We start from the raw sequence: 26,617 nt of genomic DNA on the forward strand, positions 1-26,617 counted from the left end.
GGGGTAAGAACAAGGTTCCAGGAAAGGACCGATCTTGTTTCAGTATCTCCTTAAACGACTGCTTATGATGATCCCGCTGCTGCTGGGAATCACTCTTATCTCTTTTGTTGTTATTCACCTGGCTCCCGGTGAACCCACCGACATGCAGACCGACCTGAACCCAGAAGCGAGCGTCGAACTGAAAGAGCGCCTGCGCGCCCAGTATGATCTCGATAAACCTTTGCTGGTTCAATATGGCAAATGGTTGGGAAGGCTGGCCCAGTTTGATTTCGGCAACTCCTTTTCGCAGGATCGCCGGCCGGTCCTTGATAAGATTCTGGAGAGGCTGCCTATTACGATTCTTATCAATATTTTGTCAATTCTTCTCATCCTTGCTGTTTCGGTCCCTATTGGCATCCTGGCGGCCACCAAACGCAATTCTCTGTTCGACCGGTTGACCACCATTTTCGTATTTGTCGGCTTTGCCACACCTTCCTTCTGGCTTGCTCTGTTGCTGATGGATTACCTTGGTGTGCAGCTGGGATTATTCCCGATTGCCGGTATCAAATCACTCGGGCACGAATATCTGGGCTGGGCCGACCAGCTGTGGGACCGGGTACATCACCTCATTTTACCGGTATTCGTGTCGGCCTTTGGCGGTCTCGCCGGTTTTTCCCGTTATATGCGATCCAATATGCTCGAGGTCGTGCGCCAGGACTACATTCTGACGGCGAGGGCCAAGGGACTGGCCGAAAGGGCGGTTATTTACAAGCATGCCCTGCGCAATGCCCTTCTCCCTGTTATCACCATCTTGGGGCTGTCGGTGCCCGGTCTCATTGGTGGCAGTGTTATATTCGAAACAATTTTTGCCATACCCGGCATGGGCAAACTTTTTTATGACGGCGTCATGATGCGTGATTATCCACTGATCATGGGCATTCTGGTCATGGGCGCCATCTTGACTCTGGCAGGCAACCTCATCGCCGACCTGAGCTATGCTCTGGCGGATCCGCGGATCCGCAAATCATCCTGACGGATAGGGGCTGAATCAGAGCCGCCTGCATGTCACTATCATTTAAAACTGGCGATATTTATGGTTAGAGGTAAAAAACAGTCTTTCTTTCTCGATGTTTTCTGGCCGCGGTTCCGCCGGAACCGTATGGCTCTGGCCGGCTTGGCCATTGTGCTGGGGATGTTTCTTCTCGCTCTTCTCGCTCCCGTGATCGGCGGTGATCCTGGCGCCATCGACATCCCCCATCGACTGCAGTCTCCTGGTCTGGCCTATCCCTTGGGAACGGATGATCTCGGACGAGACGTCATGACACGCATTCTCTATGGCGCCCGGATTTCTCTACTGGTCGGGGTTGTGGCTATTGGCATTGCCACGGTGATTGGAATCTTTCTTGGGGCCTTGGCCGGGTACTATGGGGGATGGATCGATGCCGTCATCATGCGCTTTGTCGATATCATGCTCTGCTTCCCCACTTTTTTTCTTATCCTTGCCGTCATCGCTTTTCTGGAACCCTCCATCTGGAACATCATGATCATCATCGGGCTGACGGGATGGATGGGCGTCGCCCGTCTGGTGCGGGCCGAGTTCCTCTCTCTTCGCGAGAGGGATTTCGTGTTGGCGGCTTTGGCTCTTGGTGCTTCCGATCTGCGGATCATTTTCCGCCATATTCTGCCCAATGCCCTGTCACCGGTTCTGGTGTCGGCGACCTTGGGGGTTGCCGGCGCCATTCTGACGGAAAGTGCCCTGTCCTTTCTGGGGATAGGGGTGCAGCCTCCCACACCATCCTGGGGAAATATGCTGATTGCCGGTAAGCAGACCCTGGGCACTGCCTGGTGGCTGTCCGCTTTTCCCGGTCTGGCCATTCTTATTACGGTCCTTGGGTATAACCTTTTGGGTGAGGGCATCCGGGATGCTCTCGACCCACGCCTGAAAGAATAGGGCAGGGTCAGCCGTCACCATTGTTTCAAGGTTTCTTTATGTGTGCCAAAATCAATCGCAACGATCTCTGCCCTTGCGGCAGCGGGAAAAAATACAAAAAGTGTTGTTTGCTGCAAAGTCAAACCGTGAAGGATCTCCGTGGAATTTCGCCCGCCGGTTTGGTTCGTGCCAGAGCGCACGCCTTTGGAGAGGGCAACTTCGGTCTGATTTACGATACCTACCACGGTGACTCTCATTTTCGACAGCAGTTTCCCGAGCGCGATGCCTATATCCATTACGGGAAAGCGAATCTATCCTCTGATTTCTCCATCAGGCAGTGCATGGTTATCCGTGAGGAAATCATTGAATCAGAGGCCCATGTCATCTTTTACCTCGAGACCGTTTATCGCGGAACCCGTAGTGAAAGCTTCGAGCTCTCTCTCTTCTATCGTGAAGAGGGTGAGTGGCGATACCATTCCAGCCAGAAAATGGATAGGGCGGATTATGATGGGGCCGTGGCGGACCTTGCCAAGGCTGATTTTGAGAAGGTTAAAGACAAAGTTTATTTCTAAGCTGGAGACACAGAAACAGTGATGAATGGCTCCTCCGCACGGACGCAGTGGGCCAGCCGCCTTGGATTCATTCTGGCAGCTGCCGGCAGCGCCATAGGCCTTGGCAATATCTGGAAATTTCCCTACATTACCGGACAGAACGGCGGCGGCGCCTTTGTGCTGGTCTATCTGCTCTGCATTCTGCTTGTCGGTCTGCCCATTATGATGGCCGAACTCCATATCGGCCGCCATGGGCAGAGGGACGCTGTCGGATGTTTTGCTGTGCTTGAGGGCAAGCCTACCCGTTGGCGTTTCATCGGCTGGCTGGGAGTATCTTCCTCCTTTCTGCTGCTGTCTTTTTATGCCGTCGTGGCGGGCTGGAGCTTCGATTATGTCGTGCAGGCTGCTTCCGGCGCTTTTCAGGCCCGCAGTGCCGAAGAGATTAATGCTGTTTTCGCCCAACTCGTTTCCTCTCCCGGCCAGGTTGTCTTCTGGCAGGGAAGTTTTCTTGTTGCCACCGCCGGTATTGTCCTCGGCGGCGTTCGGGGTGGTATCGAACGCTGGAGTAAAATTCTCATGCCGCTGCTTTTCCTGCTGCTGCTCCTTCTTTTCTTTCGCGGCATGCTTTCTCCGGGGGCAAAAGCAGGTCTCGAATTCATGTTTCGACCCGATTTCTCCAAGCTCACACCGGCGGCTCTGCTCGATGCCCTGGGGCATGCGTTTTTCACCCTTTCCTTGGGGGCGGGCACCATGATTACCTACGGTTCCTACCTGGATCGCCAAGCTGACCTGCTGTCCCTTTCGGTACGCATCACTTTGCTCGATATCATGGTGGCCCTGCTGGCCGGACTCGCGATCTTTCCCGTTGTTTTTGCCGCCGGTCTGGAACCAGGCAGCGGGCCTGGCCTGGTGTTTCAGACCATTCCCATCGTTTTTTCCGCCATGCCTTTTGGTTCCGTCCTCGCTGTCCTTTTCTTTCTGCTTCTTTCCTTCGCAGCCATGTCGTCGTCCATCTCCATGCTGGAGGTTTCCGTTTCTTATCTGGTCGACGAGAAAGGCTGGCGACGGGGACTGGCCACCATGGTGCTGGGGCTTGCCGCCTTCGTCATCGGACTGCCCTCGGCGCTTTCTTTTAACTTATTGGCTGACGTTACGCCGTTTTTCGGCCAGACTTTTTTTGACTTCGCCAATGCGCTGGTTTCTTCCTACCTGCTGCCTCTGGGTGGTTTTTCCGTCGCGGTATACGCTGGCTGGTTCTGGAAAGGTGAACGTTTACAAGATGAATTAAGCGGCGGGAAAATCCGCCCCTGGCTCTATCCTTTGTGGCATTTTTTAGTAAAGTACGTGGCACCCGCGGCGGTCGCCGTCGTTTTATTGAACCAGATGGGTTGGTTCACCCCTTAATATGCCCGAACTTCCCGAGGTTGAAATAACACGACAAGGGATCCGTGAGGCCATTGAGGGTCGGCGATTATATCGTTTCATCTTACGTAATGCTGCCTTGCGCTGGCCTGTTGATCCTCACCTTGTGCACACCCTGCCGGGTCTGGTGGTGCACAAAGTGGAGCGACGGGCCAAATTTCTGCTGCTGCGGATGAGCGCTGGCACTCTGCTCGTTCACTTGGGGATGAGCGGATTCTTCCGCCTGGTTTCACCAGACAATCTGCCCGGTCGTCACGACCACATCGATCTTGTGTTCGAGGGAGACACCTGCCTTCGTTACAACGATGTGCGCCGCTTTGGAGCCTTTTTGTGGGTCGAGGGCGATCCCTTACTCCACCCTCTATTGGCTGGCCTTGGTCCGGAGCCTTTGGATGCCGTAGTGGATGGTCCTTTTCTCCGTGATTGCTTCAAGGGGCGTATTGCTCCGGTAAAGAACGTCCTCATGGACCAGAAAATTGTGGCAGGTATTGGCAATATCTATGCGAATGAAGCCCTTTTTGGGGCGGGAATATCGCCGCTGAGAGCCGCTGGTGAATTAACCCCTGCACAATGTGATCAACTCTCCAACGCCTTGAAAGGGGTGCTGATCAAAGCGATCAAGGCCGGTCAGCGCACTCTCGACAGTTTTTACGAGTCGACGGCAGGAGAGAAACCGGGATATTTTCCCGCTGTTTTCGCTGTCTATGGCCGTGACACACAAAAATGCCCTCGCTGCGGGAGCCCTATTGTTAAAACCGTTCAGGCTGGCCGCTCCAGTTATTTCTGTCCTTCCTGTCAGCACTAAGGACTAGACCTTTACGAATATGGTGGATTAACCGGAAGCTTTGTGGAATCATGCCGGCGTTGTCAGTATTTGATACATAACCGATTTTATTGGTTGGAGGGATAATGGTAAATCTTCTCTGGTGGCATTGGATTCTCATAGGGATCATCCTGGTGCTCCTTGAACTGGTGGTTCCATCCTTTACCATCTTCTGGTTTGGCTTGGGGGCACTCCTGACCGGCCTTCTGGTCATGATTTTCCCTGGCCTGGCTCTTGAATGGCAGTTGCTGGTCTTTTCCGCGTTCAGCATCTGTTTTACTATTTTATGGTTCCGTTATTTTCGCCCCCGCAAGAGAGCCTTTTCTGCTGCAATGGACGATAGCCTCGCCGTCGGTCAAACCGGTATTGCCGCCACCAGGGCCGTTGCCCCCGGTGAATCCGGTCGGGTGGTTTTTTCGGTACCCGTCCTCGGCTATGAATCCTGGGAGTATACTGCCGACGAACCAATCAACACGGGTGACCGTCTCCGGGTTGTTGCCGTACTGACTGGTTCGGGGGAAGAAGGAAGTCTTGCTGGTGATGGCAAAATTCTCAAAGTCGAGAAAATCCACTGAAAAATAGCCCCCTGCTTTACATGCCTCGGTTTTGATGTGACAGCTACACTTTTCGTTTCATTGGGTTGATGCCCACAGCCGGTTGTTCCCGGCGTTACGTTCTGCTATTTCACTTGAAGGGAAAATCATGGATATCGCTCTTATCATCATTGGTGCCATTCTATTACTCATCGTCATCACCATCTCTGCCGGTGTCAAGATCGTCCCACAGGGGTATGAATTTGTCATTATGCGGCTCGGCAAATATCAAACGACCCTGAAGCCTGGGCTGAACATCATCATCCCTTACATCGACACCATTGCAGCCAAGGTCACGCGCAAGGATATCTCCCTGGATATCCCCAGCCAGGAAGTCATCACGCGGGATAACGCGGTAATCATCACCAACGCGATTGCTTTTATCAACATTCATACACCGCATAAAGCTATTTTCGGCATCGATCATTACGAACATGCCACTCGCAATCTGGTCATGACTAATCTGCGCGCCATAATCGGTCAGATGGATCTGGATGACGCCCTGAGTTCCCGTGAACAAATTAAAGTCAGGCTTATTCAGGCTATTTCGACGGACCTGGAAGATTGGGGCCTGACTGTCAAGAGTATCGAGATCCAGGACATCAAACCGTCATCAACCATGCAGGCCTCCATGGAACGGCAAGCTGCGGCCGAGAGGATCCGCCGCGCTGCCATAACCGAGGCTGAAGGCGAAAAGCAGGCTGCCATTCTGACCGCTGAAGGCAAAAAACAAGCCTCGATACTGGCAGCGGAAGGGGACCTTGAAGCATCTCGTCGTCAGGCCGAAGCGCGCATCGTGCTGGCTAATGCCACCAAAGATGCTCTGGCGCTGGTACAGCAGGGTATTGGCAGCGAACAGCTGCCGGCGTTGTATCTTCTGGGTGAAAAATATATCGCTGCTCTACAGGAACTGGGTGTTTCCGCCAACGCCAAAACGGTGGTTCTGCCAGCCGATCTGCCGGCGGCCCTGCAGGGAATGTTTGGACTTAAAGGCATGAAGTAAGGTGATGCCTTCAACGGGCAGGTTGAGTTCTTTGTCTCAAACAACTCTCTTTGCCTCTGTGGAGTGTTTTGCCGAGTCCAGGCATCTTGATAAAAGCGAAGAACTGTTGACGTGACTCCAGGTGGGATTTTATGGCGCCGGGTCTAAATGGCGTCATGCCAGAGATGTAGGTCGGCTAAGTGGTGGAAGTGTAATGTATAAAAAAGCGGAAGACCCCTTATTTGGGGGTCTTCCGCTTTTCTGTATCAGGCGTCGGGTGTGGTTTCGAAGCAGAGTGCTTCGTGCAGGTTGACGGTGTGATTTTTAATGCGGCGCAGAGCCACAGCCATGTCGCTGAAAGTCAGTCCTGGCAAAGCTCCGCAGGCACCGGCTCTGGTGCGGGCAAGGTGGGCGTTGCGAATTTCGTCGGCCAGGTCATTGAGCCGACTGGCCTCTTGGCGAATACTGGCCGTGTCGGTGACACCCTCCTCCTTCAGGGCTTCGCTGACATGATTGAAGAAAGCCAGAACCTCATGATGAAAGCGGATGAGATCTTTCCAGGCGTCATCGCTGAAGTCCAGTTCATGTTTCTCCAGCCTCTTCATATAGGAGCAGATTGAGGCAGTATAGTCGGCAATCGATTCGAGTTCGTCGGCAGCTCTCACATAACCGTAGGCCGTGTCTGACTGCTCCTTGCTTGCTTTGCCGGCCTGCATGAGCGTGACGGTGAAGGTGGTAATCTCATGCTGCATAACGTCAGTTTGCTGTTCGATTTCCTTCACTTTCTGATAAAAGCGGTCCCTGCCTTTTAGGTCGCGATGGAGAAGGCTTCCGACATGACGCAGGGCTTTGTGGACGCGACCATGCATCCGGGTCAGTTCCTGCAGCACCATGGAGGCACCCATGGCGACCGGCATGCTGCCTGGTGCGCCAATGTATTTGAAGGGACCTTTTTCACCCCCACCTGTTTCAGGGATGATTCGGGTGACAAGGTTCTCCAGCTGTTTAAGAAAGGGCAACATCACCAGGGTGGCGGTTACGTTGAACATGGAGTGAGCCAGGGCGATATGGGCCGCCGCATAGGGCCGACTCCCTTCTGCGTTGACGAAATCGGCGGCACCTGGCGTAATCATCTCGACCAGGCCGACAAAGGGAGAAAAAATCGCCAAAATGATGAAAACCCCGAGGACATTGAAGGTGCTATGCGCCAGGGCCGCTCGCCTGGCCGTGACGGTGCTGCCGATGGCGGCTAATTGGGCGGTGATGGTCGTGCCGATATTTTCCCCCATGACCAGGGCGATGGCCGTGTGAATGGGAATCGCTCCCGTTGAGGCCAAGGCTATGGTGATGCCCAGCATGGCCGAACTACTCTGCACGACCATGGTCAACGCGCAGCCAATCGCGACGCACCCAAGCAGACTCAATAGCGACTGGGCGTCGAGGATGAGCATGAGATTCATGAAACCATCATGACTGCGCAAGGGCTTGAAGGCGTCGCTCATGATCTCCAGGCCGAAGAAGATCAGACCGAGGGCGACCAGAACCTTGGCGATGGCGGAGATGCGTTCGTTTTTGGAAAAAAGCATCGGAAAGATGCCGAGAGCGACCAGCAGGAGACCGTATTTGCCGACTTTGACGGCCAGGATCCAGCCGGTGATGGTCGTCCCGATATTGGCGCCGAGAATGACGCCTATCGCCTGGCCCAACTGCATGAGCCCGGCATTAGTCAAGCCGACGACCATGACGGTGGTGATGGAGGAGGACTGCACAAAGGCTGTGATGGATAGGCCGACGATCACCGCCAGGATGCGGTTGGAGGTCAGTGAGGAAATTGCTTTGCGTATCAGTCCGCCAGAAAGCATCTGCAGACTGTCCGAAAGGTATTTCATCCCAAGGATGAAAATGCCGAGGCCTCCCAGTACGGTATAGGCCATTTTGAAAGGATCAAGCATAGAATCGGTCTCTCAGTGGTTTTTGGCTATATCTCAACGAGTTTACGCCATGCCTTTTAACTGGAAAAACTGGTGCTGTCAAGGCCGATGTCATGTGCTTTTGTTAAGGTTGACAGCATGAAAAAGCCCCGGAGTGATCTCCGGGGCTTTATTTGGTAAAACAATTGGTTCTGAATGGCTACAGTCCCAGTTTTTTGAAGAAGTCGTTTCCTTTGTCATCCACGAGGATAAAGGCGGGAAAATCTTCAACCTCGATCTTCCAGACTGCTTCCATGCCGAGTTCAGGGAAGTCGATGCACTCGACCTTCTTGATGTTCTCTTCAGCAAGAACGGCTGCAGGTCCCCCAATGGAGCCAAGGTAGAAGCCTCCATGTTTCTTGCAGGCGTCGGTAACCTGCTGGCTGCGGTTGCCCTTGGCGATCATGACCATGGAACCACCGTTTTCCTGTAGCAGGTCGACGTAGGAGTCCATACGGCCAGCGGTGGTCGGCCCGAAGGAACCGGACGGTTTTCCGGCAGGCGTTTTGGCCGGACCGGCGTAGTAGATGGGATGATTCTTCAGGTAGTCGGGCAGCGGTTTGCCGGAGTCGAGGATTTCCTTGAACTTGGCATGAGCGATATCGCGGCCCACCACGATGGTCCCTTGCAGGAGCAAAGGAGCACCAACTTCGAGTTTGGACAGGTCGGCCAGGATATCCTTCATGGGGCGGTTGAGGTCGATACGAGTGCCATGGCCGTGCTTACCGCGGTACTGGTCGGGAATGAGGCGACCCGGGTTGCGGTCCATCTCTTCGACGAAAAGACCCTCGCGGGTGATTTTAGCCTTGATGTTGCGGTCGGCGGAGCAGGAAACAGCCATGCCGACAGGGCAGGAAGCGCCGTGGCGGGGAAGGCGAATGACGCGGACGTCATGGGCGAAATACTTGCCACCGAACTGGGCGCCGATACCGAGTTTCTGCGCGGCTTCGAGCAGTCTGGCTTCGAGTGCCGTATCACGGAACGCCTGGCCATGCTCGTTGCCTTCGGTGGGCAGGCCATCGAGTTCTTTGGCGGTGGCCAGTTTGACTGCTTTCATGCAGGCGTCGGCGCTGGTGCCGCCGATGACGAAGGCGACATGGTAAGGCGGACAGGCGGCGGTGCCGAGATATTTCATCTTTTCAACCAGGAACTTCTCCAGCTTCTCGGGTGTAAGCAGAGCTTTGGTCTCCTGGTAGAGCATGGTCTTGTTGGCGCTGCCGCCCCCTTTGGCCATGAAGAGAAATTTGTAATAGTCGCTATCGGTAGCCATGATGTCGATCTGGGCGGGCAGGTTGGTGCCGGTGTTCTTTTCTTTATACATGTCAAGAGCGACCGTCTGGGAATAGCGCAGGTTCTCTTCGGTGTAGGTTTTGTAAACGCCCTTGGAGAGGTATTCCTCGTCCTTGCAGCCCGTCCATACCTGCTGGCCTTTTTTGGCGACGATGGTGGCGGTGCCGGTGTCCTGGCACGTAGGCAGTTCAAAATTGGCGGAGATTTCCGCGTTGCGCAGAAATGCCATGGCGACGCCGCGATCGTTAGGGGAGGCTTCCGGATCACGCAGAATTTTAGCGACCTGTTCGTTATGTTCGGGACGCAGGAGGAAGGAGACGTCTTTCATCGCCTGATTGGCCAGAACCGTGAGAGCCTCCGGGGCGACCTTTAGTACATCCTTGCCATCGAAGTTGGCCACGGAAACATATTTTTCCGAATCGGGGATCTTGTAGTATTTGGTGGTGTCTTTACCTACGGGGAAGGGATCCTGATACGTGAACTCCGGCATGGTTTTCTCTCCTTTTCATGATATGAAACGCGCGGCAAAAGGCCTCTGCGCTTGAAATGAATGTTCAGCAAGGCAGTATATATAAGTTGGCTACATTTGTCGACACCAAGGTCCGGCCCCAAGAAAAAAATTTTAAAGAATTAATCCTTGTCAAACTTCGGCCGGTCATTGACAATATGCCGAACTCTTTGCGGAAAGGAGTACTTTACATGAGCATCAACCTTAAAGGTCGGCGAGTTGCTGTCGTCGGCGGACTGCGAACCCCTTTTGTCAAAGCGGGCACCTATTTTAAAGATCTTTCTCCCCTGGCAATGTCTACCCATGTGGTGGGAGAGATGCTGTCGCGTTATGGGATAGAGGCTGAAAGTCTTGACGATATTGTCTGGGGGCGGGTCATCCATGACCCCAGAATTTCCAATATCGCCCGGGAGATTGTGCTTGACCTCAAATTACCGGCGCGCATTCGCGGTTACATGGTCTCCAATAACTGCATTACTTCGGCTCACGCCATCGCCAATCTGGCCGATGCCATCGCCGGCGGAAGATCCCAAGCTGGCATCGCCGGGGGCGTCGAATCCATGTCGCAGGCGCCTGTCCTGTTCGGCAGGGATGCTTCCCGTATTTTTTTGGAGGTCGGCCGGGCTTCATCATTAAAGCATCAAGTCAAGGCTCTTCTCCATCTGCGGCCATGGCATTTTCGACCTGAATCTCTGTCTGTCAAGGAGCCATCCACCGGTTTGTCCATGGGGGAACATTGTGAACTCATGGCCAAACAGTGGCAAATCTCCCGACAAACCCAGGACGAGATCGCCCTGCGCAGCCATCAACGGGCTGCCCAGGCTACGGCGGATGGTCGACTCACAGCAGAGATCGCACCTGTCAAGGGCATCGATCGGGACATGATCGTGCGCGGCGATACGAGTATGGAAAAATTAGGTGCGCTCATGCCTGTCTTTGACCGCTCTGAAAGGGGAACCCTTACTGCCGGAAACTCCAGTCCTCTCACGGACGGCGCGGCAGGTGTTCTTCTCATGTCGGAAGAGCGGGCGGCCAGGGAAGGGCGGGAGCCGCTGGCCTTTATCCGGGATATCCAATTTGCAGCCTTGCATCCTGACGACGGTCTGCTGATGGCCCCGGCCATGGCTGTTCCAGCTCTGTTGCGTCGGACCGGCCTCTCGTTGCGCGATATGGATATCGTGGAGATGCATGAGGCCTTCGGAGCCCAGATCGCCTGCAATCTGGCTGCCTGGGAGCAGGGCTGGAAGGATGAGGCCATCGGCGCAGTCGATTCCGCGATCCTCAACCCTCTGGGCAGTTCCCTTGCGGTAGGACACCCCTTTGCGGCAACGGGAGCGCGTATTGTCACCACTCTCGCCGGTGAGATGGCCAGACGAAAATCCCGCTATGGTCTGGTTTCCATCTGTGCGGCCGGGGCCATGGCCGCTGCAATGATTCTGGAAAGAGATTGATCGTTTTTTCTGATATTTGATGTGATCGAGGAAGGCCCTGTATGCAGAAAATGCTCAAACGTATTCTGACCTCCCGCGTTTACGAAGCGGCGCTGGAGACCCCCCTGGAAGAGGCTCTTGTCCTTTCGCGCGCGCTGAACAACCGCATACTTCTTAAACGTGAGGATCTGCAGCCTATCTTCTCTTTTAAATTGCGCGGTGCCTACAATAAGGTAGCTCATCTCGATGAGGAGGAACTTCGATGCGGCGTCATTGCCGCTTCCGCCGGCAACCATGCCCAGGGGGTGGCCTATGCCGCCCGTCAACTCGGCGCCCGGGCCGTGATCATCATGCCGGTGACCACCCCCGCCATCAAGATTGCTGCGGTTCAGGCCTTGGGAGCCGAAGTTGTCCTGCATGGCGACAATTACTCAGAAGCCGCCACCCATTGTCAAAAAATGGTGGAACAGACGGGGATGACATTTATACACCCCTTTGATGACGAACTGGTTATTGCCGGGCAGGGGACCGTAGCCGATGAAATCCTGCGGCAGAGTTCAGGACGACTCGATGCGGTCTTTGTTCCTATCGGCGGCGGCGGTCTCATCAGCGGCATCGCCGCCTATTTCAAGGCGTTGCGGCCCGAGGTGCGCATCATTGGCGTCGAGCCTGTAGATAGCGATGCCATGGCCCGTTCTCTGGAATTGGGGCACCGAGTCATTCTTGACTATGTGGGGATTTTTGCCGATGGGGTGGCGGTCAGGGAAGTCGGCAAGCTGACCTTCGATTATTGCCGCAAATACGTGGACGAGATCATCCGGGTCGATACGGATGAATTATGCAGCGCCATTAAGAGCACCTATGAAGCGACTCGCTCCATTGCCGAGCCGGCCGGGGCGTTGGCGCTGGCTGGCCTTAAAAAATATGTAAGGCAGGAAAAGATCACCGGTCAGACTCTGGTGGCCATCAACTCCGGCGCCAACATGAATTTCGAACGTCTGCGCTATGTGGCCGAAAGAACCCAGATCGGCGAAAAGCAGGAGGCACTTTTTGCCGTGACCATCCCCGAGCGTCCGGGCGCTTTGAAGCACTTCTGCAGTGACCTGGTCGGTGGTCGCAACATTACAGAATTCAATTATCGTCTGTCCAGTCGCAAGGGGGCCCATATTTTTGTTGGTCTCTCCATCAAGGATGAGGAGGAAAGGGCGACTTTCTCGCGTCAGTTGGCTGAAAAAGGCTACGAAAACCTGGATCTCACGGATAACGACCTGGCCAAAACCCATATCCGCTACATGGTCGGCGGCCGTTCTGCCGAAGTCGGTCAGGAAGTTCTCTACCGCTTCTGGTTTCCTGAACGTCCCGGCGCCCTCAGTCGGTTCCTGACCTCCATGGGAGCCAGCTGGAATATCTCTCTCTTCCATTATCGTCTGCAGGGCGGGGATTACGGCCGCGTCCTCATCGGCCTGGAGATCCCACCCGGCGATCAGGAAGAGTTTCAACGCTTTCTTGATTCTCTCGGTTACCGTTTTATGGAAGAGACCGATAACCCGGCTTATCAACTCTTTCTTTAAATTCTTTACTCTGCTTTCCTTCCATACCTCAGGTTTTTGTTGTTGCTTTGCGGTCTGGACTTAATAATTGACAGAATCGCTCAGGTATGTTAATCGTGAGGCAACTGGCAGTTAATCCCACGATGTAAGGAGCCTGATGTGTTAGCTACCCTGAAAGAGGATCTGAAGGCCGTATTTGACCGCGATCCCGCTGTGCGCAGTGCCATGGAGGTCGTGTTCTGTTATCCGGGTTTTCACGCCCTGCTTTTTTATCGTCTTGCCCATGCGTTATGGATCAGGAACTTTTACTTTTTGGGCCGGCTGATCTCCCAAATGGGACGATTTTTTACCGGCATTGAAATTCATCCCGGTGCCAAAATCGGGCGGGGATTCTTTATCGACCACGGCATGGGTGTCGTTATTGGTGAAACGGCTGAAATTGGCAACAACTGCACTCTCTATCACGGTGTCACCCTTGGCGGGACAAGCTGGGCCAAGGAAAAACGTCATCCCACTCTGGGGGACAATGTTGTCGTCGGTTCCGGTGCCAAAATTCTCGGGCCTTTCACCGTGGGAGACAATAGCAAGATCGGCTCCAATTCGGTTGTCGTCAAGGAAGTCCCCCCCAACTCCACGGTCGTCGGCGTGCCTGGACGGGTGGTGATGTCTGAGGGGCAGTCCGTTACCCGGGCTGACCTCGAACATGGACAACTGCCGGACCCTGAAGCCAAGGCCATTTCCTGCCTCTTCGACCAGATCCGTAACCTGGAACGGAGAGTTAAAGCTGTGACTGAAGAACAGGAGCGGCTGAAAGGTCAAATGACTGAAAAAGAAAAGACGGAGAGGGGCTGATGCGTCTTTCCACGAAAGCGCAATACGCGGTCAGGGCCATGGTCAGTCTGCATCTTCACACCCAGGGATCACCTGTTTCGCTCAAAGAAATTGCTTCCAGGGAGGAGATCTCTCTAACCTACCTGGAACAGCTCTTTGTCAAGTTGCGCCGGGGCGGTATCGTGGACAGCGTGCGGGGGCCGGGTGGGGGCTATGTCCTGGCCAGGTCCGCCGACGAGATTCGGGTCGACCAGATTATCGACAGCGTCGAGGAAACCCTGGTGCCTGTCTCCTGCATGGATGACCAGGGACGTTGCAGCTGTACGGACCATTGCGTGACCCACAGTGTGTGGCAGGGGTTGGGGGAAAGGATTCGTACCTTCCTGGCCTCCATGACTCTCGCCGACCTGACTCGCGAAGCCAATGACAAGATTCTTGACCGCCAGGGGCGGCTCAATGAGAATTCACGATGAGATGGAGGATGGGGTTTTGAAACGGATTTATATGGACAACAACGCGACCACGGCCGTGCGGCCGGAGGTTCTGGATGCGATGCTTCCTTTTTTTCGCGAACACTTCGGGAATCCTTCCAGCGTTCACTGGGCGGGACGGGCGGTAAGCCCAGCCGTTGAAAAGGCGCGTGAGCAGGTGGCTGGTCTGATCAACTGCTCACGCGCCGAAATCGTCTTTGTCTCCTGTGGCAGCGAAGGGGACAACCATGCCATTAAGGGAACGGCCGAAGCCCTGCGGGAGAAGGGTAATCACATCATTACCACCAGCGTCGAGCATCCGGCTGTGCTCAATACCTGTCAGGCCCTGGAGAAACAGGGATTCGAGGTAACCTATCTGCCCGTGGATCGCGATGGCATGCTCAATCTGCAGGATCTTGAGGCCGCCATCACGGATAAAACAATTCTCATCTCCGTCATGTGGGCCAACAACGAAACCGGCAATATTTTCCCCATTGAGGAAATTGGCGCCATCGCCAAAAAACACAAGATTCGTTTTCACACCGACGCCGTGCAGGCTGTCGGCAAAATCCCCGTTGATGTGCAGGCCGCCGGGGTGGATCTCCTGGTAATTTCCGGTCATAAACTGGGGGCGCCCAAAGGGGTTGGGGCACTTTACATTCGCCGCGGCACCAAGCTGACCCCGTTGATTCACGGTGGCCACCAGGAGCGTAACCGCCGGGCCGGTACCCACAATGTGCCGGGCATTGTCGGGCTGGGAGTCGCCTGCGAACTGGCCGCCGCCGAGCAGGGGAGTCATGCCGAGAAAATCAGAGCCCTGCGGGACCGACTGGAAAAGGGGATTTTCGAACAGATTCCCGATGTAAAGCTCAATGGTCATCCGCAAATGCGTCTACCTAACACCTTGAATGTCAGCTTCGCCTATATTGAGGGGGAATCGTTGCTGCTTAATTTCGACATGAAGGGCATCGCCGCCTCCTCCGGGTCTGCCTGTACTTCCGGTTCCCTGGAGCCTTCCCACGTTATGGGAGCCATGTGTGTGGATGTGGTTCTCGCGCATTCCAGCACGCGTTTCAGCCTGGGGCCGGACAATACGGTGGAGGACGTCGACTATGTCCTTGAAATATTGCCTCCCATTGTGCAGCGCCTTCGTGACATGAGCCCCCTCTACAACCGGGGCGGCCAACCGATGACCTGTGAAACCTGTTCGATTGTCAAAAAATGCTGAAGTCACCAGCATGGAGACGGCACGGATAGTGCTCATTGCAAAGACTCAATAAAGGAGAAAAAGATATGTATTCCGATAAGGTTATGGATCACTTCAGCAACCCCCGCAACGTAGGTGAAATTGAGGATGCCGATGGCGTCGGTGAGGTAGGTAATGCCTCCTGCGGCGATATTATGAAGATCTTTCTCAAAGTTGAAGGGGATGTCATCAAGGATGTCAAATTCAAGACTTTTGGTTGCGGCGCCGCCATCGCGACCTCATCCATGGTGACCGAGATGGCCATCGGCAAGACCATCGACGAAGCCCTGGAGCTGACCAACGCAGCTGTGGCCCAGGCTTTGGATGGTCTGCCTCCCGCCAAGATGCACTGCTCTAACCTGGCTGCGGATGCGCTGCATGAAGCCATTAAAAACTATAAGGAATCAAAATCATAGACGCTTTTCTTTGAGTAATTTCTAGCTTTCATGGAGGGCCATTCATACAGAGAGTGGCCCTCTTTTTCATCGAGGCTGTCGGTATGGATAAACGCAAAAAAGTTATTGTGGCCATGAGTGGAGGAGTGGATTCCTCCGTCACCGCCGCGTTGCTCAAGGAGCAGGGGTATGAGGTCGCTGGCCTGAATATGCGGCTATGGAAAGAAGACATAAATCCTTCCCATGCACCGAATGACGGCTGGCTCGCTCCAGACCACGCCGCCGATGTGCGGCGGGTGGCCGAGGCGCTGGATATTCCCTTGACCGTTCTCGACCTGCGAGAGGAATTCTATCGCCGCATTGTCGAGCCTTTCTGTCAGACCTACTTTTCCGGTGAAACCCCCAACCCCTGTATTCTCTGCAATCAGACCCTCAAGTTCGGGTTGTTACTGGAAAAGGCCCGGGAGCTTGGGGGGGATTTCCTGGCGACTGGGCACTATGCCCGCATCTTGCAGGAAGATGACCGTTTTGTGCTGGCGAAGGGTAAAAACCTGCACAAAGACCAGAGCTACTTTCTTTTTACCCTGACACAGCAGCAGCTGAGCCACGTCCTCTTTCCGCTTGGAGAGATGGATAAAGAAAGCGTGAGGGCGCACGCCGCTCGTTTTCAGTTGCCCGTGGCTCAGAAAGCAGAGAGCCAGGACATCTGCTTTATTCCGGACGGGGACTATGTGTCTTTCCTCGAACGTCAGGGGCTTCCCGAGCATCCGGAAGGGGAAATCGTTCATGTCAACGGGCAGGTGTTGGGCCAGCACCTGGGGACATTTCGCTACACGGTCGGACAGCGTCGCGGCCTTGGCATTGCCTGGCCCGAACCTCTGTACGTGCTTAAAATCGATGCTTCCGCCTCCAAGGTTATTGTGGGGGAGCGAGTTCACCTCGCCGTCGAAGAAGTGACAGTAAAAGATACCTGTTGGAATATCCCCGTGCCACAAGAACCTCTGCGAGCGAAATGCCGCATCCGCTACCGTCACCGGGAGGCCAGCGCCCTTATCACGCCGGGACCCGATGGCTTGGCGATGATACGCTTCGAGGAACCACAACAGGGGGTCACCCCGGGTCAGGCGGCCGTCTTTTTCGACGGCGAGCGGATTCTTGGTGGAGGCTGGATCCAATGAAGGGCCGTGTCTCTCTGACCACGCTCGGTTGCAAGACCAACCAGTTCGAGTCGGCGGCCATGGAGGAATATCTGCGGCAGACCGGCTACCAGGTCGTTCCTTTCGAGGATGGTGCCGACCTGGTTATCGTCAATACCTGCACGGTGACCAGTGCCACCGATGCCCAGTCCCGCAATCTCGTACGCCGTGCGCGACGCCTCAATCCCCGGTGCCGGGTAGTGGTGACGGGCTGCTATGCCCAGGTTGACCCCGAGGCTCTGTTGGCCATCCCCGGCGTTTCCCTGGTGTTGGGAAACGAGGAAAAAAAGGATTTTCTTCAGTGGATTGAAAAGAGTCATGCCGGTCAGGCTGTGCAGGTCTCCCCGATTCGGGAAAAAACAGAAGCCTCCGTGCTGTCGACCACGGTCTTTGCCGAGCGCAGCCGCGCCTTTGTGCAGATTCAAAACGGCTGCGACGCTTTCTGCTCCTACTGCATCATCCCCTATGCCCGCGGGCGCAGTCGTTCGGTAGTGCCGGACGAGGTCGTCACGCAGGTGGCCGGTCTCGTCGAGGCGGGCTACCCCGAGATCGTTCTCACGGGCATCCATATCGGCGGTTATGGAAATGACCTCGTACCCAGGCAGACCCTGACGGACCTCGTCCGGCGCCTGGAATCGAGCACCTTCGTGCACCGTCTGCGCCTGGGCTCCTTGGAGCCGACGGAAATTTCGGATGAGCTGATTGAGCTGATGGCCGGCTCATCCGTCATCTGTCCCCACTTTCATATCCCGCTGCAGGCGGGGGACGACCAGGTCCTGCAGAGGATGAACCGTCATTACGATGCCGCCTTCTTCCGGGAACTTGTGCAGCGTATTCATAAACGCCTGCCGCAGGCGGCCATCGGTCTCGACGTCATCGCCGGTTTTCCGGGGGAAACGGAGGAAGAATTCGCCAACACCCTCGCACTTGTTGAGAGCCTGCCCGTCAGTCATCTGCATGTTTTCCCCTACAGCCGGCGACCCGGAACGCCCGCAGCCAGTATGGCTGCGCAGGTGCCCTCTGCCATGGCTAAGGAAAGGGCCGCCCGTCTGCGGGCGCTCGGAGAAGAGAAAACCCGAGCCTTTGCTCGGCGTTTTGTCGGCCAAACAATGGAAATCGTGGTGGAAGGAGGCGGGCAAAACGGCTGGCGCAAGGGGTTGACGACCAACTACCTCCATGTTCAATTCAGGCAGGGTGACGACTTGCCAGGAAAAGCGCTGCTGGTTCGCCTCACTGGCTTTGAGGACGAGGGGCTTGTCGGGGAGCTTGTCTGAACTTAATGGGCGCCGCGGGCCAACAGGCGACCTCTATCGATATCCACCCGCAGCAGTAGAACAATTCCCACCACAAAAAAGACGATCAGGGCCAGAATGGCATGCCGTGTCGACCCGGTGAGGTCGGCGATAAGAGCGAAAATCATGGGACCGAAAATGGAGGCGAACTTGCCGCTGATGGCATAAAATCCGAAAAATTCGGCGCTCTTGCCTGAAGGAATCAAGGAAGCGAAAAGTGAGCGGCTGATGGCCTGGCTGCCGCCAAGAATAAGGGCCACCACGAAACCGAGGATCCAGAATTCGTAGGCTTCCGTCATGAAGAAGGCGTAGATAGTGACGCCGGCAAAGAGAAAAAGGCTCACCAGGATGGACTTTTTGGGGTCGAAGCTTTCGGCCATACGGCCAAAGAGCAGGGCGCCGGGCATGGCCACGAACTGGATCATGAGAAATGCCCCCAGGATGGTGCCCTGACCAAGGCCTAATTCTTCGCGGCCAAAGATGGCCGAAACGACGATGATGGTCTGGATGCCGTCATTATAAAAGAGAAAGGCCACCAGAAAGAGCAGCAGATCCCGGTAGCGACGGATTTCAGAAAAGGTTTTTAAGTATGCCCGGAATCCCTGCAGCATGGGTTGGGGCTCGTGGACAAAGACGTCTTCGCGCACGTAGAGAAACATGGGCAACGAGAACAGCAACCACCATAGCCCCGTCAGCAGGAATCCGGCCCTGCTGGCCGCCCCCGCATCGGCAAAGCCGAAAACCTCGTGAAACTGGATCATCAGAAAGACGACCAGCAGCACGAGCCCGCCTCCAATATACCCTGAAGCAAATCCACGCGCCGACAGGCGATCGACTTCTTTTCCCTCGGCCAATGCCGGCAAGAAGGCATTGTAGAAGATATTGCCAGCCGCAAAACCACTGTTGGCGATGACGAACAGTCCGGCCGCCAGCAGGTATTTTCCCGGGGAAGCAAAGAAGAGCAGGGCGGTGGCTACAGAACCGACCAGACAGAAGAAGATGAGCCAATGGCGCCTGGAGCCGCTACGGTCGGCATGAGCGCCGAGAAAAGGCGCCGCTATCGCGACCAGCAGCATGGACAGGGATACGGCATATCCCCACAGGGCTGAAGCCGGCATGCTGTGGGTCCAGCTGAAGAGGCTGAGACGGGCGCCCTCGGCGGGCACCAGGGAGACAAAATAGACCGGCAGCACGGCAGCCAGGATCACCGTGGCGTAGGCGGAGTTGGCCCAGTCATACAGACACCAGCTGAACCAGGCTTTGCTGCGGGAGGACTTTTTCATGGCGGTTACCATTTATGGGCGGATGTATTGGGCTCAGTGATTTCTGTCGGGGCGATTGGCCATATGAAACGCAATGGTGCCAGCATAAACAAAAAAATGCCCCGGGCCAAGGAGGGAAAGCACCGGGGCGAATAAGATGTTCTTATTCTGTGTATAAGCAACACCGGTGCCAAGTTCTATGGGCCAGTCAAAACAGGTTTTTAGGGAATTTCAGGGCAGGAAACGTCGACTTCCGTCAGAAAACCGAACCCGTCAAAACCGGTTTTTTGACTCATCGGCTTCCTGTTTTTGTCGCTGGAGAACATATCCGCAGTCAGGCGGAAGCCACTGCACTGTTTCCACCAGCTCCGGCGTGAGCTTGAGACAACCTTCGCCCACTTCGAAGCGCTTGTGGTAGACCTTGCAGGTTCGCTCGGTCACATCCAGGTAACGGCAGGCAATGGTAGTAGGGAAAATTGTGCCGTTCTCATCCACCCATTTTTCAAAACAACATTGCCCGCAGTGACTGCAGATCTGTTCCCACTGGTCTGAATCTGACATTACTGTCCTGTCACAGGAATAAAAAAGCCAGGCCCCTGTGAGGACCTGGCTGATGAAAGTTGATACTGACTAGGCGCATTCAGAATAACCACAGGCGTGACAGACGCTGCAGCCGCCCTCGTGTTCCACCGGACCGCCGCATTCGGGACAGGCGCCGCCGTTGATGACCAGCTGAGCTGCCTCTTCCCCTTCGGTCAGGGTGTGCATCTGGATGGCCTTGGCCACGGCATCAGCGCACGAGGTAATGCGGTTATCACCAAAGCCGGCAGGCTTGTGGCAGGTAATGCCGATGAGCTGCTTGACGGCCTGACGGGCCTGCACGCCGCTGCGCCAGGCCAGAGAGACGAGACGCCCGATGGCTTCGCACTGGGAGGCGGCACAGCCGCCGGCCTTGCCCATGGTGGTGAAGAGTTCGAAAAGCCCGTTGCTGTCTTCATTGATGGTGACATAGAGCGGTCCGCAGCCGGTTTCCATCTGGTAGGTGGCGCCGCGCAGAGCTCGGGGCCGCTCTTTTTTGCGGCTGCCCTTGTGGCTCTCCATGGGTATGGCCTCTTCGGGGCCCTTTTCTTCCTTTTTGCCCACCGAGAGCACCTGCTGGTCGCGCGAGCCGTCACGGTAGATAGTAACCCCTTTGCAGCCCTGGTGATAGGCCATGCGATAGACCTGAGACACATCCTCGCGGCTGGCGGTGTGGGGAAAATTGACCGTCTTGGAGACGGCGTTGTCGGTGTATTTCTGGAAAGCCGCCTGCATGGCGATATGATCTTCCGGCGTAATATCGTGGGCGGTGACGAAGATGCGGCGCACATCCTCGGGAATCTGCTTGAAGTCATGGATGGTGCCGTGCTCGGCGATGAGCTTCATCAGTTCCGGCGTATAGAAGCCACGCTCCTTGGCGATCTTTTCGAACAGAGGATGCACTTCCACAAGGATGTCGTTGTCCAGCACCTGGCGTACGTAGGAGACGGCGAACAGGGGTTCGATGCCGCTGGAGGCGTTGGCGATGATCGAGATGGTTCCCGTCGGGGCGATGGTCGTGCAGGTCGCGTTGCGCAGGGGTGGTTCCCCGTTCTGGTCGTAGAGGCTCCCCTTGAAGTTGGCGAAGGCGCCACGCTCCTCGGCGAGTTCGCGGGAGACCCGGCGGGATTCATTGGTGATGAACTGCATGACCTTTTCCCCCAGGGCCACAGCTTCGGCGCTGTTGTAGGGGATGCCGAGCAGAATGAGCATGTCGGCCCAGCCCATGACGCCGAGGCCGATTTTACGATTGGCCTTGGTCATCTCTTCGATTTCCTTAAGGGGGTAGGTGTTGACCTCAATGACATTGTCGAGGAAGCGTGTGGTGGTTTTGATGACCTCGCCCAGCTTTTTCCAGTCCACCTTGCCCTTATCCACCATGTGACCCAGGTTGATGGAGCCGAGGTTACAGGACTCGTAGGGGAGCAGGGGCTGTTCGCCGCAGGGATTGGTCGCCTCGATCTCACCGACATGGGGTGTGGGGTTGTCCCGGTTCAGGCGATCGAGGAAGATGATTCCCGGTTCGCCGTTAGTCCAGGCCATTTCGACGATGTGTTCGAACACCTTGCGGGCGTCCATTTTTTTGGCCACATCCTTGCTCCGGGGGTTAATAATTTCGTATTCACCCCCATTTTCCACCGCCTCCATGAAGGCTTCCGTCAGCCCGACGGAAATATTAAAATTGGTAAGGACCTTCTGATCCCGCTTGGCCATGATGAAATCCATGATGTCGGGATGGTCGACCCGCAGGATGCCCATGTTGGCGCCTCGACGGGTACCGCCCTGCTTGATGGTCTCGGTGGCGGCATCGAACACCTTCATGAAGGAGAGGGGACCAGAAGATACGCCCTTGGTTGACAGGACCACGTCATTGGCGGGACGGATGCGCGAAAAGGAAAATCCGGTGCCACCACCGCTCTTGTGAATCAGGGCCGTCTGTTTGATCGCCTCGAAAATACTCTCCATCGAATCGCCGACAGGCAGAACGAAACAGGCGGAGAGTTGCCCCAGTTCCCGTCCGGCATTCATCAGGGTGGGAGAGTTGGGGAGAAAGTCGAGAGAGGTCATCAGGTCGTAGAACTTCCTGGCCAGCTCGTCTGCTTTGACGCCTGACTTGAGACGCGTTTCGGCCGAGGCGATGGCATCGGCAACGCGTTGAAACATATCGGCAGGAGACTCCAGAACCTTGCCGTCACTATTGCGTTTCAGATAGCGGCGCTCCAGTACAGTCAGGGCATTTTTGGAGAGGGGCAGATGGCTGTCGGCGGGATGTTTCTTCATAGGACGTCCTTTTATTTGAAATGACTGAGGAAAACAGAATGCGGTCGGTACTGGGATTGTAAACTGATGGTATACCCAATATTATGTGGTCGACCAGATTTATTCCACAAGATGTCGTGGTTGTCAAGGAAGTCTTTCTGTGTTTTTTAAATATTACCAAAAGCGTCATGATGAGCAGGGGAAAATTATCTTTACACTATCAACCATTGTGGTAAAACGATGTTCTATGGAGGGTGTTTTGCATGAAAGGGTGGATGGAAGGTCTGAAGTCAACGGCGGCCAGCAATCGGCAACTGCAGGAGCTCTTCAAGGCGTCCCAGGTGGCTTTGTCGCCACAGAAACTTGACGAACTGCTGGCCAAACTGCTGCGCATCGGTATGGAAAGCCTTTCCATGCCGGCCGGAAGCATCGCCCTGTATGAGGAGGAGACCCGGCAGCTGGTTCTGCACGCGCACCGAGGGTTGAGCCCTCAATTTGTGGCCCGCGATCGTTGGGTGGTTGAAGAGGGGGATGTCACCCAGAGAATACTCCAGCGGGGCGAGGTTTTCGTCATCGAAGATACGCAGATGGCCTTCTCGGTGACCCCCTGGCCTTTGGAAAAAGAGGGCATTCGTTCCCTGGTGGCTTCTCCCCTTAAATGCCGGAACAACGTGGTCGGCATCTTTTATCTGGACGATTTCGAGCCCCGTCAGATTCACGACTCTCAGATCCAGATGTTCTCCATCATCGCCTCCTTTGCCGCTCTTTGCATTGACAATGCGCAAATCCGTACCCAGGCCGACTTTTTCACCCGCACGGACCCCCTGACGCGCCTGTATAATCAACATCAGTTCAAAGCTCTATTCCAGCAGGAACTCTCGCGCTCCCAGTATTATGGTTTCCCTTTTTCTCTCATCCTTTTCGATATAGACGACTTCAGGCGCTTCAATGACAGTTTTGGTCATTCCAACGGCGATCTTGTTCTTAAAACGGTAGCCCGCTTGCTCAGGGAGTCTTTTCGGGAATTCGACACCCTTTTTCGCTATGGCGGAGAGGAATTCATGGCCATTCTTCCCGAGACGCCGCTGGAAGAGGCTCTAAAACTTGCCCGGGAAGGGTGCCATCTTATTGCGCAGAAGTCCCACCGGGACCTGCCTGTTGCTGCCGCCGGACCGGTATCGGCCAGCGCAGCCGTGGTTTCTTTTCCGAAAGATGGTCGGAATCTGGATACCCTGTTACGACATCTGGACACGCTCCTGTTTCTCCATCGTCATGTCTGCGGGCAAGTGCATACCCTGCCTGATGCCGCTGTGGAGATCTGATTCATTCCGCTTTTCAGCAGGACTTCCCCCCTGAAGATTTTCCTTCGTCGAAAGAAGTTGCCAACCCTGGCCAGCAATGGTAATTATTCCGCTTTCATTCAGGCCTGAGAATAGACGCTGTGCAATGTCTGGTTGCCTGTTTTGCTGCCTGCTGTCATAATGCACAAGCAGCGCAGAGACCTCTCGGTCAAATCTTTATCGAGTATTTATGGCTTTATATCTGGACAACGCAGCGACTTCTTTTCCCAAGCCCGAATCGGTCTATCGTGCCGTTGAGCGGACCATGAGGGACATTGGTGCCAGCCCCGGTCGCGGGGGGTACCAGCAGGCCTTGGAGGCCAGTCGGCTGGTCTTTGAAACGCGCTCCCTTTTGGCTGATTTTTTCGGCATCGCGGACGCCTCCCGTATCGCCTTTACAGCTAACGCCACCGAAGCGATCAATCTGGCTTTGTTCGGCCTCCTCAAGGCTGGAGACAGGGTTGTCACCACCAGCATGGACCACAATGCGGTGGCGCGACCTCTCTTTGCCCTGCAGGAAATGGGCGTTCAGGTTGTTCAGGTTGCGGCGGACCCGCAGGGATTTGTCGATCCTGAAACCTTGAAGCAGGCCTGTCGTGAAAAAACGCGACTGGTCATCCTTAACCACTGTTCCAATGTCACCGGAACCCTTCAACCCATCGAAGAGCTAGGACCCTGGTGTCGCAAGGAAGGCATTCTCTTCATGGTCGACGCCGCGCAGAGCGCCGGCCTGTTTGCCTTGAACGTAGATTCTCTGGCCATCGACCTGCTGGCGGTCCCTGGACATAAAGGGCTTTACGGACCCCAGGGCACTGGTTTTCTGTATGTCCATCCCGGTTTGAACCTCAAGCCTCTCTTTTACGGGGGTACCGGTAACGCTTCTCACTCTTTGAGTCAGCCGGAGGAAATGCCTGAGCGTCTCGAAAGTGGCACCATCAACACGCCGGGTTTGGCCGGGCTCAAGGCGGGAGTCGAATTTATCATTCAGACCGGGATAGAGGCCATCCGAGCCCACGAAAGGACCTTGCTCGAACGGCTCCTCGATGGTCTTCGCCAGGTGAAAAGCGTTGAACTGTACGGACCACGGGACTTTCGCTATCATGGTGGCGCCGTTTCCTTCAATCTGGCAGGGCGTGACCCGTCGGAAGTCGGCTTTCTGCTCGATCATGCACACCATATCTGCTGTCGGGTCGGTCTGCATTGCGCTCCTGCCGCACACAGAACCATCGGTACCTTCCCGCGAGGAACCGTGCGTGTGAGCCCCGGTTTCTTCAACACCGTTGGAGAAATTGATCGTTTCATTACCGCTGTGGATGTCATTCTATCACGCCCCGAGGCCTGATTCGACCAGGCAACCCTGACAACGGAAAGGATCTCATGAAAAAGACATTTATCCTCGACACCAACGTGCTTCTCCATGATCCTCAGGCAATTTTCAAGTTTGAAGATAACGATGTCATCGTTCCCATCACGGTTATTGAAGAGGTTGATAATTTCAAGAAGGATCTCAGTGAGACGGGTCGCAATGCCCGTCAGATTTCCCGGATTCTTGATGGTTTTCGTCAAAAAGCTCCCCTGGTCGACGGTGTTCCCCTCGAAGGGGGCGGCATTCTCAAGGTTGTGCTCTACACCGATGGCTCGATGAAGCTTCTGCCACCCGAACTGCGTGCAGACCGAGGTGATAACCGCATCCTGGCCGTCGCCATGGACATGAAAAAGCAGTGTTCCTGTCCCGTTGTATTTGTCACCAAAGACACCAACCTGCGCATCAAGGCCGATGCCATCGGGCTGCGAGCCGAGGATTACGAATCGGACAAGGTTTCCATAGAGGAACTTTACTCGGGTACGGCGCAGGTCGTGGTCAACAAAGACGAGGTCGACCGCTTCTATGGACAGGGATATTTAGACTTTTCGGGACCCTATTACCCGAACCAGGGTATTACCCTGGCCGAGGCCTCCAATCCCTCCCATACTGCCATAGGTCGTTATCATGCCAAGATGGAACGGCTCAATCCCCTCATTCGCCCACCCAAGGAGGGGGTATGGGGAATATTACCCCGCAATCGTGAACAGCAGTTTGCCCTGGATCTGCTGCTCGATGACGACATTCAGCTGGTGACCCTGGTCGGCAAGGCCGGCACGGGTAAAACTCTGCTGGCCATTGCCGCCGGCCTGTTCAAGTCCGCCGATGAAGGATCTTTCAGCCGCCTGCTGGTGTCGCGTCCCGTCTTTCCTATGGGTAAGGATCTCGGTTTTCTGCCTGGCGATGTTGAGGAAAAACTGGCCCCCTGGATGCAGCCTATTTTCGACAATGTTGAACTGCTGCTGGGGGCGGTGGAAGAGCGCGGCAAGCGCAAAAGGGGCTACAAGGAACTCGTCGACATGGGTCTGATGGAGATAGAGCCGCTGACCTATATCCGCGGTCGTTCCATTCCCAAGCAGTACATGATTGTCGACGAGGCTCAGAACCTGACCCCACACGAAATAAAAACCATTATCACCAGGGCCGGGGAGGGGACCAAGATTGTCCTGACCGGCGACCCGTACCAGATCGACAACCCCTATGTCGATTCATCCAGCAATGGACTGACCTATACGGTAGAGAAGTTCAAGGGTCAGGAGATTGCCGGGCATATTACCTTGACCAAGGGGGAGCGCTCCCAGTTGGCCGAATTGGCTGCCAACCTGCTGTAATTTGTTCTTAGACTCTTTCCCAAGA

General features: G+C 55.2%; 23 protein-coding genes. 18 read left to right on the plus strand and 5 right to left on the minus strand.

Annotated elements, in window-relative coordinates:
- Window positions 1-34 precede the first annotated feature (34 nt).
- The 7 genes from AOP6_RS07265 (at window position 35) to AOP6_RS07295 (ending at window position 6,301) form a co-directional block, all read left to right on the plus strand.
- Entirely contained in the window at window positions 35-1,012 is a 978-nt protein-coding gene (locus tag AOP6_RS07265) for an ABC transporter permease (protein ID WP_155876091.1), read from the plus strand.
- A gap of 60 nt (window positions 1,013-1,072) precedes the next feature.
- Window positions 1,073-1,930: an ABC transporter permease gene (locus AOP6_RS07270; RefSeq protein WP_155876092.1), complete on the plus strand. Its 858-nt coding sequence runs from the start codon at window positions 1,073-1,075 to the stop codon at window positions 1,928-1,930.
- Between the two features lie 38 nt (window positions 1,931-1,968).
- The gene (locus AOP6_RS07275; RefSeq protein ID WP_155876093.1) at window positions 1,969-2,481 is read left to right on the plus strand and encodes a YchJ family metal-binding protein; all 513 of its coding nucleotides are present in this window, start codon (window positions 1,969-1,971) and stop codon (window positions 2,479-2,481) included.
- Window positions 2,482-2,502: 21 nt separating this feature from the next.
- Entirely contained in the window at window positions 2,503-3,864 is a 1,362-nt protein-coding gene (locus AOP6_RS07280) for a sodium-dependent transporter (protein WP_155877675.1), read from the plus strand.
- A 1-nt stretch (window position 3,865) separates the two neighbouring features.
- A complete protein-coding gene (gene mutM / locus AOP6_RS07285; protein ID WP_155876094.1) occupies window positions 3,866-4,687 on the plus strand; it encodes a bifunctional DNA-formamidopyrimidine glycosylase/DNA-(apurinic or apyrimidinic site) lyase in 822 nt (273 codons plus the stop codon).
- 104 nt (window positions 4,688-4,791) lie between these two features.
- A complete protein-coding gene (locus AOP6_RS07290; RefSeq protein WP_155876095.1) occupies window positions 4,792-5,280 on the plus strand; it encodes an NfeD family protein in 489 nt (162 codons plus the stop codon).
- Window positions 5,281-5,407: 127 nt separating this feature from the next.
- The gene (locus tag AOP6_RS07295) at window positions 5,408-6,301 is read left to right on the plus strand and encodes an SPFH domain-containing protein (protein WP_155876096.1); all 894 of its coding nucleotides are present in this window, start codon (window positions 5,408-5,410) and stop codon (window positions 6,299-6,301) included.
- A gap of 245 nt (window positions 6,302-6,546) precedes the next feature.
- Here AOP6_RS07295 and AOP6_RS07300 read toward each other — a convergent pair whose 3' ends face one another.
- Entirely contained in the window at window positions 6,547-8,232 is a 1,686-nt protein-coding gene (locus AOP6_RS07300) for a Na/Pi cotransporter family protein (RefSeq protein ID WP_155876097.1), read from the minus strand.
- 178 nt (window positions 8,233-8,410) lie between these two features.
- Window positions 8,411-10,030: a fumarate hydratase gene (locus AOP6_RS07305; RefSeq protein ID WP_155876098.1), complete on the minus strand. Its 1,620-nt coding sequence runs from the start codon at window positions 10,028-10,030 to the stop codon at window positions 8,411-8,413.
- Between the two features lie 209 nt (window positions 10,031-10,239).
- Between AOP6_RS07305 and AOP6_RS07310 the strand changes: the two genes are divergently transcribed.
- The 8 genes from AOP6_RS07310 (at window position 10,240) to mtaB (ending at window position 18,440) form a co-directional block, all read left to right on the plus strand.
- Window positions 10,240-11,499 (plus strand): acetyl-CoA C-acyltransferase, encoded by a 1,260-nt coding sequence (locus tag AOP6_RS07310; protein WP_213194817.1) that lies wholly within the window; start codon window positions 10,240-10,242, stop codon window positions 11,497-11,499.
- Between the two features lie 41 nt (window positions 11,500-11,540).
- Window positions 11,541-13,049: a threonine ammonia-lyase, biosynthetic gene (gene ilvA / locus AOP6_RS07315; protein WP_155876100.1), complete on the plus strand. Its 1,509-nt coding sequence runs from the start codon at window positions 11,541-11,543 to the stop codon at window positions 13,047-13,049.
- A gap of 138 nt (window positions 13,050-13,187) precedes the next feature.
- Window positions 13,188-13,880, plus strand: coding sequence for a serine O-acetyltransferase (gene cysE, locus AOP6_RS07320; RefSeq protein WP_155876101.1), 693 nt, complete (start codon window positions 13,188-13,190; stop codon window positions 13,878-13,880).
- Window positions 13,880-14,332, plus strand: coding sequence for an Rrf2 family transcriptional regulator (locus AOP6_RS07325; RefSeq protein ID WP_155876102.1), 453 nt, complete (start codon window positions 13,880-13,882; stop codon window positions 14,330-14,332). The genes cysE and AOP6_RS07325 overlap by 1 nt, the downstream gene beginning before the upstream one ends.
- Window positions 14,333-14,348: 16 nt before the next feature.
- Window positions 14,349-15,557, plus strand: coding sequence for a cysteine desulfurase NifS (nifS, locus tag AOP6_RS07330; RefSeq protein WP_155876103.1), 1,209 nt, complete (start codon window positions 14,349-14,351; stop codon window positions 15,555-15,557).
- Between the two features lie 65 nt (window positions 15,558-15,622).
- Window positions 15,623-15,991, plus strand: a complete 369-nt coding sequence (nifU, locus tag AOP6_RS07335; protein ID WP_155876104.1) for a Fe-S cluster assembly scaffold protein NifU — start codon at window positions 15,623-15,625, stop codon at window positions 15,989-15,991.
- A gap of 83 nt (window positions 15,992-16,074) precedes the next feature.
- A complete protein-coding gene (gene mnmA / locus AOP6_RS07340; protein WP_155876105.1) occupies window positions 16,075-17,148 on the plus strand; it encodes a tRNA 2-thiouridine(34) synthase MnmA in 1,074 nt (357 codons plus the stop codon).
- Complete coding sequence (gene mtaB, locus AOP6_RS07345; protein ID WP_155876106.1) at window positions 17,145-18,440, plus strand: tRNA (N(6)-L-threonylcarbamoyladenosine(37)-C(2))-methylthiotransferase MtaB; 1,296 nt, start codon at window positions 17,145-17,147, stop codon at window positions 18,438-18,440. The genes mnmA and mtaB overlap by 4 nt, the downstream gene beginning before the upstream one ends.
- A gap of 2 nt (window positions 18,441-18,442) precedes the next feature.
- Here the strand turns inward: mtaB and AOP6_RS07350 are convergent, their stop codons facing one another.
- From AOP6_RS07350 to AOP6_RS07360, 3 genes are all read right to left on the minus strand, one after another.
- Complete coding sequence (locus AOP6_RS07350) at window positions 18,443-19,741, minus strand: MFS transporter (protein ID WP_213194818.1); 1,299 nt, start codon at window positions 19,739-19,741, stop codon at window positions 18,443-18,445.
- 252 nt (window positions 19,742-19,993) lie between these two features.
- Window positions 19,994-20,281, minus strand: coding sequence for a hypothetical protein (locus tag AOP6_RS07355; protein ID WP_155876108.1), 288 nt, complete (start codon window positions 20,279-20,281; stop codon window positions 19,994-19,996).
- Between the two features lie 69 nt (window positions 20,282-20,350).
- Window positions 20,351-22,579, minus strand: coding sequence for a vitamin B12-dependent ribonucleotide reductase (locus AOP6_RS07360; RefSeq protein WP_155876109.1), 2,229 nt, complete (start codon window positions 22,577-22,579; stop codon window positions 20,351-20,353).
- A 242-nt stretch (window positions 22,580-22,821) separates the two neighbouring features.
- Between AOP6_RS07360 and AOP6_RS07365 the strand changes: the two genes are divergently transcribed.
- The 3 genes from AOP6_RS07365 (at window position 22,822) to AOP6_RS07375 (ending at window position 26,592) form a co-directional block, all read left to right on the plus strand.
- Window positions 22,822-23,880 (plus strand): sensor domain-containing diguanylate cyclase, encoded by a 1,059-nt coding sequence (locus AOP6_RS07365; protein WP_155876110.1) that lies wholly within the window; start codon window positions 22,822-22,824, stop codon window positions 23,878-23,880.
- A gap of 208 nt (window positions 23,881-24,088) precedes the next feature.
- Window positions 24,089-25,240, plus strand: a complete 1,152-nt coding sequence (locus tag AOP6_RS07370; protein WP_155876111.1) for an aminotransferase class V-fold PLP-dependent enzyme — start codon at window positions 24,089-24,091, stop codon at window positions 25,238-25,240.
- A 35-nt stretch (window positions 25,241-25,275) separates the two neighbouring features.
- The gene (locus AOP6_RS07375; protein ID WP_155876112.1) at window positions 25,276-26,592 is read left to right on the plus strand and encodes a PhoH family protein; all 1,317 of its coding nucleotides are present in this window, start codon (window positions 25,276-25,278) and stop codon (window positions 26,590-26,592) included.
- Window positions 26,593-26,617: the final 25 nt, after the last annotated feature.

The organism is Desulfuromonas sp. AOP6 (genome assembly GCF_009731355.2).
GTDB lineage: Bacteria > Desulfobacterota > Desulfuromonadia > Desulfuromonadales > SZUA-540 > SZUA-540.